At 43.3% G+C, this 15,554-nt stretch carries 14 protein-coding genes and 1 tRNA gene; 9 read left to right on the top strand and 6 right to left on the bottom strand.

All coding sequences use genetic code 11. From position 1 onward, the window contains the following. Nucleotides 1-94 precede the first annotated feature (94 nt). The 3 genes from QNI24_RS09520 (at nucleotide 95) to QNI24_RS09510 (ending at nucleotide 4,079) form a co-directional block, all read left to right on the top strand. A complete protein-coding gene (locus QNI24_RS09520; RefSeq protein WP_283708684.1) occupies nucleotides 95-1,615 on the top strand; it encodes a bifunctional metallophosphatase/5'-nucleotidase in 1,521 nt (506 codons plus the stop codon). After that, the gene (locus tag QNI24_RS09515; RefSeq protein WP_283708682.1) at nucleotides 1,615-3,492 is read left to right on the top strand and encodes a formylglycine-generating enzyme family protein; all 1,878 of its coding nucleotides are present in this window, start codon (nucleotides 1,615-1,617) and stop codon (nucleotides 3,490-3,492) included. Before QNI24_RS09520 ends, QNI24_RS09515 begins: the two co-directional genes overlap by 1 nt. A 119-nt stretch (nucleotides 3,493-3,611) precedes the next feature. After that, on the top strand, nucleotides 3,612-4,079 hold the full coding sequence (locus QNI24_RS09510; protein ID WP_267176462.1) for a Dps family protein: 468 nt from the start codon (nucleotides 3,612-3,614) through the stop codon (nucleotides 4,077-4,079). 66 nt (nucleotides 4,080-4,145) lie between these two features. Here the strand turns inward: QNI24_RS09510 and QNI24_RS09505 are convergent, their stop codons facing one another. Then, the gene (locus QNI24_RS09505; protein ID WP_267176461.1) at nucleotides 4,146-4,460 is read right to left on the bottom strand and encodes an HPF/RaiA family ribosome-associated protein; all 315 of its coding nucleotides are present in this window, start codon (nucleotides 4,458-4,460) and stop codon (nucleotides 4,146-4,148) included. 244 nt (nucleotides 4,461-4,704) lie between these two features. Here QNI24_RS09505 and QNI24_RS09500 point away from each other — a divergent pair. The 4 genes from QNI24_RS09500 (at nucleotide 4,705) to QNI24_RS09485 (ending at nucleotide 6,912) form a co-directional block, all read left to right on the top strand. After that, a tRNA-Leu gene (locus QNI24_RS09500) sits at nucleotides 4,705-4,789 on the top strand. Nucleotides 4,790-4,860: 71 nt separating this feature from the next. Then, nucleotides 4,861-5,481 carry a hypothetical protein gene (locus tag QNI24_RS09495; protein WP_267176460.1) on the top strand — a complete coding sequence of 207 codons (621 nt, stop codon included), beginning with the start codon at nucleotides 4,861-4,863 and terminating at the stop codon, nucleotides 5,479-5,481. 155 nt (nucleotides 5,482-5,636) lie between these two features. Next, the gene (locus QNI24_RS09490) at nucleotides 5,637-6,689 is read left to right on the top strand and encodes a phosphatidate phosphatase App1 family protein (RefSeq protein WP_267176459.1); all 1,053 of its coding nucleotides are present in this window, start codon (nucleotides 5,637-5,639) and stop codon (nucleotides 6,687-6,689) included. A 79-nt stretch (nucleotides 6,690-6,768) separates the two neighbouring features. Continuing rightward, nucleotides 6,769-6,912 carry a hypothetical protein gene (locus QNI24_RS09485; protein ID WP_267176458.1) on the top strand — a complete coding sequence of 48 codons (144 nt, stop codon included), beginning with the start codon at nucleotides 6,769-6,771 and terminating at the stop codon, nucleotides 6,910-6,912. 39 nt (nucleotides 6,913-6,951) lie between these two features. On the opposite strand, the gene QNI24_RS09480 is transcribed toward QNI24_RS09485, so the two are convergent. The 5 genes from QNI24_RS09480 to QNI24_RS09460 all read right to left on the bottom strand — a co-directional run bounded on the left by QNI24_RS09480 (nucleotide 6,952) and on the right by QNI24_RS09460 (nucleotide 13,455). Then, complete coding sequence (locus QNI24_RS09480) at nucleotides 6,952-10,206, bottom strand: S41 family peptidase (protein WP_267176457.1); 3,255 nt, start codon at nucleotides 10,204-10,206, stop codon at nucleotides 6,952-6,954. A gap of 128 nt (nucleotides 10,207-10,334) precedes the next feature. Then, complete coding sequence (locus QNI24_RS09475) at nucleotides 10,335-11,171, bottom strand: DUF4097 family beta strand repeat-containing protein (RefSeq protein ID WP_267176456.1); 837 nt, start codon at nucleotides 11,169-11,171, stop codon at nucleotides 10,335-10,337. A 16-nt stretch (nucleotides 11,172-11,187) separates the two neighbouring features. Next, the gene (locus QNI24_RS09470; protein ID WP_267176455.1) at nucleotides 11,188-12,081 is read right to left on the bottom strand and encodes a DUF4097 family beta strand repeat-containing protein; all 894 of its coding nucleotides are present in this window, start codon (nucleotides 12,079-12,081) and stop codon (nucleotides 11,188-11,190) included. Nucleotides 12,082-12,101: 20 nt separating this feature from the next. Further along, nucleotides 12,102-12,926 carry a HEAT repeat domain-containing protein gene (locus QNI24_RS09465; RefSeq protein WP_267176454.1) on the bottom strand — a complete coding sequence of 275 codons (825 nt, stop codon included), beginning with the start codon at nucleotides 12,924-12,926 and terminating at the stop codon, nucleotides 12,102-12,104. Continuing rightward, entirely contained in the window at nucleotides 12,916-13,455 is a 540-nt protein-coding gene (locus QNI24_RS09460) for an RNA polymerase sigma factor (RefSeq protein WP_267176453.1), read from the bottom strand. The genes QNI24_RS09465 and QNI24_RS09460 overlap by 11 nt, the downstream gene beginning before the upstream one ends. 174 nt (nucleotides 13,456-13,629) lie before the next feature. On the opposite strand from QNI24_RS09460, the gene QNI24_RS09455 reads away from it, so the two are divergent. Further along, nucleotides 13,630-15,027 (top strand): DNA-3-methyladenine glycosylase 2 family protein, encoded by a 1,398-nt coding sequence (locus QNI24_RS09455; RefSeq protein ID WP_283708681.1) that lies wholly within the window; start codon nucleotides 13,630-13,632, stop codon nucleotides 15,025-15,027. Next, nucleotides 15,024-15,485 (top strand): methylated-DNA--[protein]-cysteine S-methyltransferase, encoded by a 462-nt coding sequence (locus tag QNI24_RS09450; RefSeq protein ID WP_283708680.1) that lies wholly within the window; start codon nucleotides 15,024-15,026, stop codon nucleotides 15,483-15,485. The genes QNI24_RS09455 and QNI24_RS09450 overlap by 4 nt, the downstream gene beginning before the upstream one ends. Nucleotides 15,486-15,554 lie beyond the last annotated feature (69 nt).

The raw sequence follows: 15,554 nt of genomic DNA, 5'->3' as shown, positions 1-15,554 counted from the left end.
TCGAATTATTATTTACTCAACAATCCTCATTGTATGCTCTGCCTGCCAACATGCAACTAAAAAACCGAGCTCATTAAAAACCAACAGTGCAGAAGTGACAAAATTAGCGGTGATATCAATCAATGATGTATACCGCATCAATGGTATTGATAATGGTGATACTGGCGGTTTGGCACGGGTGCGCGAATTGCGCAAAAAAATCGAAGAAAAATACCAACATGTTTTATTCTTGCATGCTGGAGATTTTCTGCATCCATCCTTTATCAGCAAACAAGACGACGGCCGAGCCATGATTACATCCTTGAATATGATGGACGGCGCCTTGGGTGAGTTTGATGACAATATGGTGGTTACCTGGGGAAATCATGAATTCGATAAGGGTCGTATGGAGCATGTGCCATTGATGAATGAATTACTGAGCCAAGCTGAATTCAATTGGCTTGACAGCAACATCACCTGGAAAAAAGACGCGCTTGAAGCCGAAAACAACCTCAAACAATTGCTTTTCCCAGTTGGCGATAAAACCGTTGGTCTTTTCTCTTTTACCACAGACATCGTCCATCCGGATTACATTGAGTCTTTCACTGATTATGAGACAACCGCCAAAGCATACGTGCCACAATTGAGAGCTGCTGGTGCAGACTTTGTCATAGCGCTCACCCACCATTGGCTGCAGGATGATCGCGCCTTGATGAATTTACCAGCAAAGTATCGACCAGACATCATCTTCGGGGGTCATGAACACTATGCCCAAATTGAACAAGTCAATAACAATTGGATTTTAAAAGCCGATGCCGATGCCGCATCAGCAGTGGTAGCTGAAATTACACTTGACTCATCCACAACCAGTGTTACCCCTCAAATCATCAGCCTTGACCACAGTTTTCCCAAAGACACAGCCACAGCACAATTGACGCAAGTATTGGAAGATGAAAATGACGTGGCTTATTGCCGCCAATTGAATCAAACCGATGACTGTTTGGAACGAAAATTAGGCCACACAAAAGTTAAACTGATGGCTGAAGAAACTGAAATCAGGCGGTTTGAAACCAACCTGGGCAATGCATTGGCCGATTTATCATTGCAGGCTTTTGCCCAATGCGATGCAGATATTGCCTTGCTTAATTCAGGTTCAATTCGCCTCAACCAGAACCTGCCGGCTCACAGCGACATCACAGTCAAACATTTGGAGGAAATGTTTCCTTATTCCAGTGATTTGCGCTTGATTGAGTTTGATCGCCAGCTGTTGCCTCAAATCATCAACCACAGCATTTCCAGTTGGACTGCAAATGGGCATTGGTTACAAATCGCAGGCATGGCATACATTCATGATCCGGAGACCACCACAGCAAGTCACATACACTTAAAAAACGAACGCTGCGGTGATGAGCCTACGAAAACCACTATTCGCGCCGTGGTTCCCTATTACCTGATTTCAGATCATACCGACCATGATGGTTACAGCATGATCAATGAGTCCATGCAAGTCAGCTGCGATGCCAATGGCGCTGAGGTAAAAAGATTGTTGACTGAATACCTCAATCAGCAGGCAACAGGTTTGGCAGTGACAAGGGATTTCAGAATCTGTAATACCAGCAGAGATCAATGCGACTGATGAGCATCAAAGAGATCAGTATGTTGCTGTTAGGCATGGTGCTGATTTTTGCTTTGTATTACCTCAGAACAAACGAGCAAATATTCACAGCCACACCAGCCCAATCAACCAACAATGAATCAGGCCAAGTGGATTTGATGGTCGCAACTGAACCCGAACAAACGACATTACCTCCAGCGGTTTTAGACCAAGTCGAAATACCTGACTGGCTAGGTAACAAAGGTGATTATGAGTTAGACAACCTCACTTTGGAGGACCTGTTAGAGCTGGCTCAATTGGCCCATGAGCAAGGTCATGATTTTTTTCCTGAAAATCAAAACGCACTGGTCTACCTCATCAACGCCAAAGCCATGGGGGTAGAAGACCCCAAGATTGAAGAACTACTAACCACCATCCATGCTGCCCTATACTCAGAAGCCGAACTGGCCATAGAAAATTATGATGCCACCAAGCTCACCGCACTGACAGCCAGACTTAAATCCATTGATGAAAATGATAACAACATTACCAATTATATCAACCAAATCAGCATCATCAACACACTCGAAAGATTAACCACTGAAGCCGAAGCATATTTATTGGCTGGCAAACTCTACGAGCAAGACCGCAAAGACGCTGTAAACACCACCATCAAGGCCACCAATATTGATGCCAATTATCAGCCCATAACAACAATCAAAGAACAAATACTGTTGGAATTACAAGCTAGGGCATTGAGGGCAGCGCAGGAACTGGACTTTTTGATCGCTGAGCAACAGATTGAGATTATGCGTGAGTTAGACTCATCTCATGACATCACCATGGCCACCATAGATGAACTGCAGTCGCAAAAACAAAACCGCTTTGCCTACCTCGATCAACAGTTTTATAACGCCATACAAAATATAAATTTAGCCAGAGCCAATGACATGATTGACGCACTAATCGCTTTGGATATACCACCTTCTCAGCTTAACAATTACCAGCAACTACTGCAGAAAACCCAAACCTATGGCCCCTTCGATTTGGCTGAGGAATTCAACGATTTATTGGCCAATGGCAATGCCGGTCCCACTATGGTGGTGTTACCAACAGCAGAGTTCTACATGGGCTCACAAACCGGACCTAAACACCAGCGTCCACGACATTTAGTAGAAATTGATTATGGTTTCGCGGTAGCTAAAAATGAAGTGACCGTGGCCGATTTCCGAACTTTCATTGAAACCACCGGATATACCACCACAGCAGAACTCAGAAATCGTGCCAAAATTTACGATGAGAGAACCGGACGCTTCAAGCAAAAGTTCAACATCAACTGGCGGCATGATTACCTTGGCAAATATGCTGAGGATTATCTTCCTGTGATTCATGTTTCTTGGCAAGATGCCAAAGCTTATGCTGACTGGCTGGCACAAAGTACTGGAGAACCTTATCGACTGATATCTGAAAGTGAATTTGAATATGTTTTGGCTGATGGAGAAAATGCTTTGTACCCTTGGGGTGATGCTGAACCGGTTCAGGTTTGGGGTAATTTTTCAGGAGCCAAAGATAAATTCAAGAAAAGTCGTATTCGCTGGAGAGAGGGTTTCAAAGAATATGCAGATGGTTACTGGGGACCTGCACCGGTGGGTTCATTTGTTGCCAACATGCTGGGTTTAAATGACCTCAGTGGCAATGTCATGGAATGGGTTGACGATTGTTGGCATGATTCTTACATCAGGGCTCCTGGAGACGGCTCAGCTTGGGTTAACCGTGGTTGTGAAAACCGTGTCATCAGAGGTGGTAGCTGGGGCAGTGCCAATGAAGAGTACCAGATTCACCACAGGCTCAAAGCAGCCACAGATTTTACCGACCCAAGACTTGGCTTCAGGGTGGCTAAAACACTTTCATTTAAATGATTTATCGTTAAATAATTAATCATTCGATTTTATCGATTGTTGCCATCAATAAACTCAAATTTACAAGCCAGCAACAGTCAGTTATCATAACCATACTTTAAAAATTAGGACAGATTATTATGAGTATAAATACAGGAATTGATTCATCAGACCGCACTGTAATTGTAGATGGACTCAGCAGGTTACTGGCAGATTCATACACCTTATACCTGAAGACACATAACTACCATTGGAATGTGACCGGTCCTATGTTCACTTCATTACATGCTTTGTTTGAAGAACAGTACACCGAACTGGCAGCAGCCGTAGACGTGATTGCAGAACGGATTAGAGCTTTGGGTGAATTTGCACCCGGTTCATACCACGCGTTTTCAAAGCTAACGGCCATCAAAGAAGAGACTGAAGTACCAGGTGCTGATGAGATGGTGAAGAACCTACTTGATTCCCATGAGGTCATCATCAGACATGCCAGGGAATTGTTGCAGACAGACGCCATTGAAACCGACGAAGTCAGTGGAGACTTGCTGACACAGCGTATGGAGTTCCATGAGAAAAACGCTTGGATGCTACGCTCGTTGCTGGGTTAATCGAATCACAATAAAAATATAAAAAGGCCAGCTGATGCTGGCCTTTTTTATGCCATTTAATGTTCCTTAACCATCACGCCTTTTTTCAACTGTTTTTCTGACCGACCTGGTGATTCGATCAGCAGCCCCATCAATGGCCACGTTGATATTCTCTGCATGGTGCGTTACTGCAATCGGTTTCAGCCCCCTGATCCTGGCTTCCATCGTACACCTCAAATCATCATCACCGCCTTTGTGGCTGTTTTCATCTGAGATAAATACTTCAACACGCGTGACTTGGTCTTTGAAACTATTAAGAGAATCATTTAAAAGACTCTCTACGTGCTGTCTCAATAAGTCACCGCCTTTAACATGGTGGTCAGTATTAACCTGTATTTGCATGTTTTACTCCTGTTTATTGTTTTTATTTAGTCTGTTATTAAACTGCGGACAAAAATCTTTTTTTCAAATCATTTCAATTGATTTTGAAACGAAAAATCCCCCCTCTTCTCTGCCTTGAATGAAAATTTAACTCATTCCATTCATACCAATAACTCATGAATCAGATTTCAACGCAACCGCTGCAAAAATTTCCTTAAAAAATCACTTGCCATTAAATCAAAATCTTATATACTTTACCGCCTGTGCCGGGGTGGCGGAATTGGTAGACGCGCCGGATTCAAAATCCGGTTTCTTCGGAAGTGCGAGTTCGATTCTCGCCCTCGGCACCATCATCATGACAAACTTGTCATTCATACCATAATCCATTACCATAATAGCTTATTTACACTTTCAATGGATTATGAAAACTTTCTATACACTGCTGATTCTGTTCATCTCTTGTAATGTTTTGGCGCAAAACAACATCAATTTGGAAGTGCTTTATGTCGGTGCTGAAGACGGTACGGTCACTACAGAACAACAAGGTACGATGCGCATCACTGTCACCAACTCAACCAACCAAGACATTGGTGTCAGGCTCAATAAGTCATTTAATTACTACACCAACCTAAATACCTCACCTCGTGTTGCAGTCGATAATCCATCTGAACCGCAAATAACTGACATTTGTCTTTGGGGCACAGGTGCATATTCGCCATGGCCGGCTTGGACTGACGGTTATTTTCAGTACATAACAATCGATCAAATACCTGCCATGTCCAGCGTCACATGTGAGGGTGAATATACAATTGGTCTGGTTGGTGATGAACAGCACACCGTAGAATGGAGTTTAATTCTGGCAGCAGATAATACAGTGTTAGCGAGTCAAGCAAACACATTCAGTTTGGGGCCAATCCCGCTACCAGCACAAGTACCCACCATTGAGTTTTTCTCAAAATTGTTGCTGGCAGTGTTGATATTTATCGTTGGCTGTTTGGTGACAAAAAGAAAACAACAAAACGCCTTACAAGTTTATTCATAAACTATCAGACAGTTAACCAGTAAGCAAAAGCTCTGGATAAGCTTTTCGCAACATGATTTCAATTAACTGCTATGAACAAATTGCCTAACTCACGCGCATATAACACTGTGATTTCACCTTGATTTTTTTGTTATCCCAGAACTGGATTTGAACTGATGAATAAAAGAAACACAGCCAATGAACAGGTAACATTTTATCCAACTTATGGGTATTTAGTTAATGGTGTATGGCATATCCCAATGCGGATCTGGGTCAGAGAGGCTGCCACCGGTTTACGTAAGATTTTAGCAAACCAAGCCAGCAAACTTATTCGAGACAAGGCTGGATTACACAAACTCAATCAGGAACAGTTACAAATGTTCATGCTACGGGCAGAAAACTTCGTTGCAGACAATGAGTCATTCGAAAAAGTTGAATTCCAGTTTGATCATGATCCCAAACAACATCGATACCACATCAAAGACACCAGTGGCGGCGTCAGAACTGACTTCAATGGCTTACAGCACGGCACATTAACTTTAACCGCAGAACGTGCTGATGAACTGCTCGAAGCAAAAAATGCTAAAAATGGCTGGCTTACTTTCAACGCCGTTTCTGATGATCATGTGGGAAAAGGCCAACTCAGATTAATAAACCCAACAGGCACTTCGGTGATTTCTGATATAGATGACACCATAAAAATAACTGACATTTCAGCGGGTCAAGCTGTGGTTTTAATGAATACTTTCTTTAAAGATTTTGTTGCTGCACCCGGCATGTTAGATTTTTATCATGGTTTTGGCGCCGACACGGCATTTCATTATGTATCCGGCGGACCTTGGCAGATGTTTGAGCCATTGGCTGAATTTTTATTCAGTCAGGGCGTTGGCTTTCCCAGTGGCAGTATTCACATGAAAAACGTACGTCTTAATCCATTCGAGTCAGAAAGCTACCATGATTTATGGCAATTAATCAGCAAAGGTTCAGAGGCGAGCATTGATCAAAAAACACGCCAAATCAGTAACATACTGGCGCATTTCCCTGGCCGTGAATTTATTTTGGTTGGTGATTCAGGAGAACATGACCCAGAAATCTACCAACAAATAAAAACATCACAGCCCAAGCAGATTAAAGCCATACACATCAGAGATGTGGTGGGTGACTATCAACAGCATCCAGAACGATTTAAAGGCATGCATGTCATTGATATTGATAGTAAATACAATTAAAAAAATAATTTTTAATTGGGTGGTTTACTCTAATTTAATCCTTATAATGAATCATAGCAACAAAACCGCGAGGTAAATTATGAATGCTGAATATAACAATTCTCACCCCCATCGAGATGATGGTTTGGAAGCTTTTAGACCCTTTCCTTCTTATCGAAATTTAAACCACAAAAACAACTGGTGCCGACGCATCAGTCGCTGGTTACACCAAACCAGTAAGTAAAACCAAGGCCATCACTGACAATGATGGCCTTTTTTTTCATTAATTTACGTCTCTTGCCGGTACATCACGAGCTGGAAATGGTTGAGCTTCAGGAACCACAATAGGCTCATCTTTAAGCTTTTGTTGTAAATAACTGATCGCCCTTTCAAGTTGTGCATCTTTGCCTTTGAAAGTGGCGTATGGCATATTATCCACTTCTATGTGTGGCGAAACGCCCCGCCCTTCTACCACCCAGTGACCATCAGTATCATAAACAGGGTATTCAGCCACCCTTGAGATACCATTATCTACCACCCTGTTGCGGCCACTGAGCCAAACTCCGGCACCAGCGGTTTGTTTGCCAATGACCGTACCCAACTCCATCGCCTTGATGCCTGCAGTAAAAGTTTCACCATCTGAATAGGTGAACTGGTCTGCCAAAACCACCAAGTGACCATTAAATGTTTGTTGCATGTTGCCAAATTTCACCCCTCGGGTTGTTTGCCAAAAGGCCCAATTTTTTCTCAGCAATTTCTCTAAAATCATGCTGTCTATGTTGCCACCACGGTTACGTCTGACATCAATAATCAAGGCTTTTTTGTCAAAATGAGCATAGAACTCACGTGCAAAATTAGCAAAATCATTAGCCCCCATGGCTTGCAAATGTAAGTAGCCAATTGCAGCATCAGACTGCTGAACAGCCTGTTTACGACTACTCACCCAATGCTGATAACGCAGACGTGCATCATCCCTAGTTGACACTGGAACCACCACTGTTTTGTGGGTCTTTTTGCCCCGCTTAAGCTGCAGTAATACTTGCTTACCCACTTGATTGCGTATGTGCTGATTCAAGGTAGCTGGCTGGTCTACAGGCTGACCATTGACCGCGATGATGATGTCGCCATTTTGCGCATCGACGCCTGGTTTGGCCAACGGTGCAGCCATACCTGGTAATTCTGGGTCGTGTTGATAAATCCGTGAAATCACAACCCCTTTATCATGGGCTTTTAAGACGGCCCCCAATGAAGCCGCCTTTGGGCTGTCTGCATCGATTGCAACATCACCACCGCGAACTTGTGAGTGCAGAACGTTCAATTCTCCAATCATTTGGGCAAAGACATCATTTAATTCGTACCGGTCTGTTACCCGACTCAATAGGGGTTCATATTTGTGCTTGATGGCAACCCAATCCAAACCACGCATGGTCTCGTCAAAGAAAGAGTCGCGGTGCATCAGCCATGTATCGAGAAACATCTGCTGCCATTCATCTTGGGGTTCAATCAACAATTGCCATGATTGGGTGACTAACTGCGTGCCTTTGGTTTCTTTAGGAAACTTGGCTGCAGCGGGAACAATGAACATATTGGCATTGTCAGCACCTTCTTTGAATACCAGTATATTTTTTCCATCTTGGCTGAGCTCAAAACCAACAACACCGCCAGTGAATTGCTCTGGCTTGGCACCATGTTCTAATTTCAAGCTCTTTATCATTGGTTTCTGATTGGGTTCATTAACCCGGTCGCTGATGAACATCAGCTTATCATTGACCGCCAATTGACCGTAGTTACCAGACTCAATGGGTACTTGCCACAAACGTTGAGTTAAGTTCTTCCACTCAACCTCAGTTTTCACACCCTTTTCTTCATTGTCATCTTTGCTGTCACTTTGCTTGGCGGCTTGTAACTCATCTGGCACTTGAAAAGGAAAATTGGCGTCGCTGTTCAAAGCATATGCAAAGACCTCAGTGCGACGATCAAAGTTACTGCCAGTGTTTCTGTCGCCCCAAGGGTTGCCCGGAGAGGCAACAAAATTCCTGTCAGACAGAAAGTACAGCCAATCACCATCATGACTGAAGGTTGGTGCGTAAGATTCGTATTTATCTGAAGTTAATACCTGTGATTGACCTGATTTAACAGCATACAACATGACCCGACGCCTGAGATCATCAACGTGATTTCTGGTGACCGCTAAATAGGCACTATCAGGTGACCAAGCGATGTCCGCAAAAGGACCTAAACCCACATTGTTACTGAGAATTTCTTTGTTCTTACCACTGGACAAATCAAGCAAAAACAACCGCCCTTGATTGTCATCATGCGCAATCCATTGACCATCAGGTGATAAATTCAAACGCCACCTCAAAGCCTCTCCATCATCGGTTAACTGTTCGGCATCATCACTGCCATCGGCAGCAAAACGCCAAATTTCATACTCGCCACTGCGGTCACTGATGGCATAAACTGACTGACCGTCTTTGCTCAAAATGGCAGACCTTGATCGGTTCTTATCGCCCGTGTCAACTTCTACCAATCTTGACTCGTTGATACCAGCCACAGCCACCCGTCCACGCGCAGTCAAAACAACTTTTTTGTCGTTGGCTGCCAATTTGGCACTGTTCAGGAACTTCAAAGGTTTATTTTCCCAGTGACTTCTGATGTGTGGGTAATCAGACACCAAATCAATTTGTATCGCATCAACCTCACCTGATTTCAATGACAAACGTTTGATGTCTGCACCGTGTTGAAAAACAATTTGATCACCTGACAATTGAGCATCTCTGACTTCAAAGTCATCGAACGATGTCAATTGTTTGGCAGAACCATCGGCGGCTGAAAGCATCCAAATGTTATCAGTGCCACTGGCATCACTGATGAAATATATTTGTCCAGCAGCTACCATAGGCGCTCTGATTGAGCCTGAGTGCTCAGGCAATAACTGCGTTGCTTCCTGCTCAGAACCCAGCACATAATGCCACAACTTACCTTGCGCGCCACCACGATAAGAGCGCACATTGTCGGTAGAAACTTGCAGCCCAAAACGCACAAAATATAAGTTTTCACCTGACTCATCCACAGTGCCCTCAATGGCATCTGCCAAGGGCAGCTGTTGGGTCTGCAAAGTAACTGGGTTAACCTTCAGTAGTGACCAGCTGCCCGGCACACCCAAACGTGAGTTACTGCTGTACAAAACTTCGCCCTCAGGGGTCCAGCCTTGAACAGCGACTCTGGCATGCTCAAAACTGACTCTTTTGGCCACGCCACCTTTACTTGGAATCACATAAACTTCTGTTGCGCCCTCATAATTAGCTGCATATGCAATCATCGATCCATCTGCTGAAAACGCCGCACCTTTTTCTTCTGCTGCATGCGTGGTTAATCTTTTAGCCATACCTTGATTGAGGTCAGTTAACCACAAGTCACCTTCAGCGGTAAACACCAATTGATTATCATGCAAGTCAGCAGAACGAAAATAACCAGGATTTGCCATTGCGAATGGACCAAAAGTCATCATGGCGAAAATAATTAATTTGTACATATACATTCCAAGTGTCAAAAGAAAACCGCCATGATTATACAGTACGCCAGATGAAACTTTTCTTCACTGCCATAAAAAAACGGCTCATCAACAGATGGCCGCTTTTTATTGAAAAATAATCGTGGCAATCAATCTTGCGAGCGAAGAATCAAATCCCCCATGTGACTTTTTAAAATAATTTCGGTGCCGCCACCGTTGGCGGTTCCTGTCACCCATTTTTCTAATTTCACTTTATAAGACTTGCCAGATGTTTCTTTATCAACCACTGGTGCAGAAGTGTCAAAATCTATATCAAAACCAGTGAATATTTCACCTTGCATGGTGCGCATTTTAAAGTCTGCTTTCACTGCAGCCGGTAGGCTTAAATCGACATCGCCATTGAAACTGGTGAAAGCCATCAGACTGCCTGCTGTGATGGCATCGAATGTGGCTTTGATTTCGCCATTGACGCTGTCAATCACGGCTGAGCCTGAAACTTGATTCAAGGTGATGTCATCATTCACATTACTCACCTCCATATCTCCAGAAACTTGGCTGATTGTAATGGCGCCGTCATTGATGCTGTTCAATTTAAGGTTGAATTCATGCGGCACTTTAATTTCAAGGTTCATTGATTGGTTTTTACCACCACTGTAATTATGTGATTCGACCTCAATGTAATTGTTGCTCTCCTCTGCTTGTAAGGCCAATGAGCTGTTATTGATTCTTCTTAAACCGTTTTTCATGGTTTGTGTGGTTTGCATCTTTTTTTGTTGCGCCACAATAATCACCTCTCTACCTTCGTAACCAGTGATTGTCATACCACCATAAATTTGATTAACTTCCAAGGTGCCTATGGCATCCGGTTGACTCAAAGGAATGACGATTTCTTCAGTGAATACATCTTCTTTTTGGGCCCAAGCCAGACCTGTTACAAACAACATAAAGCTGCCATGTAAAAATAGTTTTTTTGTCTTAATATTCATTCAATATCTCCGGGTATTATTGTAATTTGATGTCGCCATTAAGGGTTTTGAAACGGTATTCGGGTCCGCCTTGACCCAGCTTTAATCGGCTGTTGGCATTGAGTTGATAGCGAATGCCATTCTCTTTTTGTTTGCGTTTGTGAGCTATGGCTGGTGGTAAAAAGGCCACCTGATAGCTGGTGTACATGTCACCATGCAGGGTCTGATAAACCACTTCAGCGTCCGGTTCATCAGCATAAGATATATTGATGTCACCGTTAATTGACTCGTAACTAGAATCAGCTGTGGGATTGTTAGCATAAGCAATGTTGATGTCTTTATTGATGGCATTGACATGAGTTTCGGCCCCAGCCACATCAACCATATCAATCGCACCATTGATGTTATTAACTTTGATTTCCTGCGCCGCAATACCACTGACTGAGATGTCACCGTCGTTGATGGTTGAAAGGGCTATATTGGTCTGGTGTGGCACTTTAATCTTGATGTCCATATGGTATCGATAGTGTTTACGAGCCACCTTCTTTGAACAATCGTCGTGACGCCAACAGGTATCGCTGTGCCAAATTTTGCCGCTGTCCTCATCGATGTAAGTGAAGGGTGATTCCAGGTAAACCCAAAGTTCATGGCCTTTTTCAACAAAAGCCAGATTAATCTCATCCTTACCCTCAGCCAGGGTTTTGGCGTCCGAGGCACGTACCTCTTTGTATGCCTCTACCTCAATCTCATCGCCGTCATGACCAGCCACATCAATTGAACCATAGACGTTGAATACCCTGATCAAATTAGCTGTCGATTGCGACGAAAATTTAAATTGCTTGGTAATGTTTTCACTGTCAGTCACTTGATTGGCTGCATGGGCAGATAACGCCAAAAATAACAGCAGTAAAGTACTTTTAATTTTTTGCATGTTCATCTCCAAAATATTGATCAAATCAAACCTTCGACCGTGGTTTCCAATTGCGTTCTTACTGGTTGCATCAAATCAGGCTGTTTAAGTAGGTTTTGTAATGGTTCAATGGCTTGTTTTTCATTCAACTGCAACATCAAGTTTGCTATGGCAATCTGTAGCATGGGTGATTGTTGGTAAGCTATTGCCTGAATCAGGCCTTGACGGACTTTGTCTTGACCACTGAGTTGTGCCAACACATCCAAAGCCTCTAAGCGTACGTTGATGTTTTGATCTTGTCTTAAGGTGTTTAATAAAGCATCGACCACCACCGCATCAGGTTGATTCGTGGTGTTGGCCAGACTCACTGCCAACATGCGTTTATTGGCAGAAGGCATGTCCAATAATGACAACACAGTCAGCGCTTGAATTTGTTGGTCTTTCATCGCTACTTGCTGGGCTTGCAAGGTTGTTTGTTGGTTGAGTAAATGCCAATAGTGCCCAACAAAAACGCCAAAGGCCACGAACCCAAAAGCCATACCAAAACGCCGCAAAACCGGCAGTGAGAACAACTGCGATAAACGTTGTATGGTTGTTGTCTTTGTTTGTTTTGATAACTTAACTTCAGCATTCAACATCTGATAAAAATTTTTATCCATGTCAGTTGACGGTTCGGCTTGGTCAAGTTGTTCAGCGCGGGTTAATTGCTGCATCACCTGTTGCAACGCTTCAACCTCTTTTTTCAAATCAGGGTCAGCTGCCAAAATTTCTTTGAAAGTCCTGCTTTGACTGTGGTCTAATTCACCATTCAAATAATCCATAACCCAATCTGACTGGGGCTGGTGTTGGTCGTCATTAGGCGACATGTTCATCTCCAGTTTGCAGTTTTTGGTAACTGTCCCTTAATTCAATCAATGTGCGGCGAATTTTCATTTTCACTGCACCCTCAGAACAACCCAGAATTTCACCTATTTCTTTGTATTTTAATTGTTCAAATCGACTCATGATTAATAACTCTTTTTTCTCAGTGGCCAGTAAATCAATCGCTGTAAATAAGCGTTCGATGTTTTCATCAGCTTCATGTTGTGCCGCTAAATTTTCATCTGAGACCAATTCATTGACTTGGTCTTCCACCACATGCATGTGAGCATGTTTGTTTTTCCGGTAATGATCATGCAAGGCATTCCTGGCAATATGAAACATCCATGTAATGAATTTGCCATCACCCACGAAGGTGTGTTTTGATTTAAGTATTTTGATAAATACCGTTTGTACCAAATCCTCACTTAATTGGGTTGATCGAGTCATTTTGTAGTAAAAACCAAACAGCGCTTTTTTGTGCCGCTCATACAACAAACCCAGCATCTGCACTTCACCTGCTTTGACTTGTAACATGATTTGATTGTCGTTAAAAATAATTCAACTCCCGCCCAATTGTGATTCAATAAATAGCTATCATTACCATCTTATGCACGAAAACGCACTTGCGTGATAAAAGTAACGGAATTTATGAACTATTTTGCTAAAGTTCCGAAAATGGCTGGCTTGTTAATTCATAAGCACTAGAATATGGTTTTTCATCAGATTATATATCCATTGTTATCAGCTGCCGTTTGTCACAAAGCCAGACTGTCCAGAGATGCCAGGTTTGACGGTCAATTCTTTACCGCGGTAAAAACCACAGGCATATACTGTCGCAGTATTTGCCCAGCGACACCGCCCAAAGAAGAAAATGTCGAGTACTTCATGCATGCCCACCAAGCAGCACAAGCTGGTTATCGACCCTGTTTGCGTTGTCGACCTGACAGCGCACCACATTCTGCGGCATGGCTCGGTAATCAAGCTTTGCTTAATCGGGCGATTAGACAGATTGAAGCCGGTGCCTTGGACCATCAATCATTGACTGATTTTGCTGATTATTTAGGTGTCAGTGACAGGTATTTGAGAAAACTGTTTGTTAAGCACATAGGCACAGCACCCAAAGCTTATGCTTTGTATCATCAATGCCTGACGGCAAAACAACTACTGCACCAAACCAGGCTCCCCATCAAGGACATTGCCTTGAGTTGTGGTTTCAACAGCGTGCGACGTTTCAACGACTGTTTTCTCAAAGCCATATCACTGTCCCCCAGCCAGGTGAGAAACAATGAAGCACCTCAGCCTGCCAATGATTTGTCTTTGAAATTAAGCTACAGACCACCTTTTGATTGGCCCAGTATGCAACAATTTCTTGAAACTCGTGCCATTGCATCACTGGAACAAATCAGCAAAGACAGTTATGGCAGGAGTTTTCAAATTAACGGCGTATCAGGCTCTTTTTTGGCCACTCACCTGGCTGATAAAAATGCTTTTGCAGTTAAAATCAGCTTGACTGATTTGAGCCAACTGCGAGCAGTGATTCAAAAAATTCGCCGCATACTGGACCTAGATACCGACATATCGACTGTAGAATCACACCTGGCTGCACAGTTACCGCAAGGTTTCCCCTTGAAACATGGACTAAGGCTTCCTGGTATTTGGTCTGTTTTTGAAGCCGGCGTGCGTGCCATCTTAGGACAACAAGTATCGGTACAAGCAGCCAAAAACCTGGTGTCACAGCTGGTGGCTGAACTGGGAAAACACAATGACCAAAAATGTTTTTTTCCAACACCTCAATCCATCTGCGACAGTACCCTTGGTTTTTTCCGCATGCCAGCGGCAAGAAAACAATCACTTAAATCTTTGGCTGAACATTTTCTAACCTCAACTGAGGCAGAAGATCCGGATTCATGGCTGGCGATAAAAGGCATTGGTCCTTGGACCGTCAATTATGCCAAAATGCGAGGTCTGAATGACCCAGACATTTTTTTAGGCAGTGATTTGGGAGTCATCAGGGCGATAGAACAATGCCCCAAAAAAACCTTTGATGCAGCAGCGGTAGCACCTTGGCGCAGTTACCTGACTTTTCAATTGTGGAACCAATTATGATTTACACCGAATACTTAAGCACTGCGATAGGCACAATAGAAATTTCAGCGACTGAACATGGCCTCAGCAGTGTTTATTTCATTGATACTCAAGAACATAAGCCGCAATCCAATCAGATGACTGCGTCTTGTAAGCAGCAATTACAACAATACTTTTTAGGTCAACGACAAACGTTTGATTTACCTCTGTTGCCTGATTGTGGCACTGATTTCCAAACGCAAGTATGGAAAGCCCTACATACCATCCCCTATGGAGAGGTTGCCTCGTATGCCGACATTGCTGAGCGGATTAATAATCCCAAAGCGGTTCGTGCTGTTGGAGCTGCCAATGGTAAAAACCCCATCTCAATCATCGTTCCATGCCATCGCGTCATAGGAGCCAACGGCACCCTGACTGGTTATGCTGGCGGACTGCGACGGAAAGAATGGTTGCTGAATCATGAATCACAGAACAGTTAACTACACCTAAAACACTTAGTGGCTGCATTCCGTGAGTGTAAATCAAAAAATCAAACCAATAAAATTCAA

This window comes from Marinicella marina, from assembly GCF_030065545.1.
Lineage (GTDB): Bacteria > Pseudomonadota > Gammaproteobacteria > Xanthomonadales > Marinicellaceae > Marinicella > Marinicella marina.
The sequence above is the reverse complement of the archived record's forward strand: the minus strand, read 5'-3'. Positions and strand labels throughout refer to the sequence as shown.

What these genes read in the sequence shown, in the direction of transcription:
- QNI24_RS09515 (WP_283708682.1), top strand. Translation starts at nt 1,615, where the DNA reads ATGAGCATCAAAGAGATCAGTATGTTGCTGTTAGGCATGGTGCTGATT.
- QNI24_RS09510 (WP_267176462.1), top strand. Translation starts at nt 3,612, where the DNA reads ATGAGTATAAATACAGGAATTGATTCATCAGACCGCACTGTAATTGTA.
- QNI24_RS09505 (WP_267176461.1), bottom strand. Translation starts at nt 4,460, where the DNA reads ATGCAAATACAGGTTAATACTGACCACCATGTTAAAGGCGGTGACTTA.
- QNI24_RS09495 (WP_267176460.1), top strand. Translation starts at nt 4,861, where the DNA reads ATGAAAACTTTCTATACACTGCTGATTCTGTTCATCTCTTGTAATGTT.
- QNI24_RS09490 (WP_267176459.1), top strand. Translation starts at nt 5,637, where the DNA reads ATGAATAAAAGAAACACAGCCAATGAACAGGTAACATTTTATCCAACT.
- QNI24_RS09485 (WP_267176458.1), top strand. Translation starts at nt 6,769, where the DNA reads ATGAATGCTGAATATAACAATTCTCACCCCCATCGAGATGATGGTTTG.
- QNI24_RS09480 (WP_267176457.1), bottom strand. Translation starts at nt 10,206, where the DNA reads ATGTACAAATTAATTATTTTCGCCATGATGACTTTTGGTCCATTCGCA.
- QNI24_RS09475 (WP_267176456.1), bottom strand. Translation starts at nt 11,171, where the DNA reads ATGAATATTAAGACAAAAAAACTATTTTTACATGGCAGCTTTATGTTG.
- QNI24_RS09470 (WP_267176455.1), bottom strand. Translation starts at nt 12,081, where the DNA reads ATGCAAAAAATTAAAAGTACTTTACTGCTGTTATTTTTGGCGTTATCT.
- QNI24_RS09465 (WP_267176454.1), bottom strand. Translation starts at nt 12,926, where the DNA reads ATGTCGCCTAATGACGACCAACACCAGCCCCAGTCAGATTGGGTTATG.
- QNI24_RS09460 (WP_267176453.1), bottom strand. Translation starts at nt 13,455, where the DNA reads ATGTTACAAGTCAAAGCAGGTGAAGTGCAGATGCTGGGTTTGTTGTAT.
- QNI24_RS09455 (WP_283708681.1), top strand. Translation starts at nt 13,630, where the DNA reads ATGGTTTTTCATCAGATTATATATCCATTGTTATCAGCTGCCGTTTGT.
- QNI24_RS09450 (WP_283708680.1), top strand. Translation starts at nt 15,024, where the DNA reads ATGATTTACACCGAATACTTAAGCACTGCGATAGGCACAATAGAAATT.